Origin of the sequence: Pseudomonas sp. HY7a-MNA-CIBAN-0227, from assembly GCF_040310325.1 — a bacterium.
Lineage (GTDB): Bacteria > Pseudomonadota > Gammaproteobacteria > Pseudomonadales > Pseudomonadaceae > Aquipseudomonas.
The window spans coordinates 1-277 of record NZ_JBEOPT010000113.1 but is presented as its reverse complement, the minus strand read 5'-3'; the positions used below and the strand labels follow the sequence as shown (position 1 = coordinate 277).

Annotated in this window: 1 protein-coding gene; it reads right to left on the bottom strand. The window is 48.4% G+C overall.

The window, feature by feature from the left end; translation table 11 throughout:
* A partial coding sequence (locus tag AAEZ06_RS27205; RefSeq protein WP_350617193.1) for a PQQ-dependent sugar dehydrogenase occupies window positions 1–277 on the bottom strand: 277 nt, incomplete at both ends.

Here is a 277-nt window from a genome sequence, read left to right as displayed (position 1 = left end):
CCATATCATAGCGGTAACGTTCAGAGGCACTGTTGCTGTCATCAAAACTCACTATGATGAGCGCTTTTGATGACAGGCCGCTGATTAGCGCATTGCCTTGCCATGCTGGAAAATCATTATGAGTCCCGGCTGAATATATACTTAATGAAGAAGGTGAGATGACGGGTGTCCAAGTCACTTTGGGCGCAGTCAAGTCAGGCCGAGTGTCATGGTCAGGAATGTCTGTACCCGAATAATTACGACCGTTAGAGACCAGCGGCCAGCCATAGTTATTGCC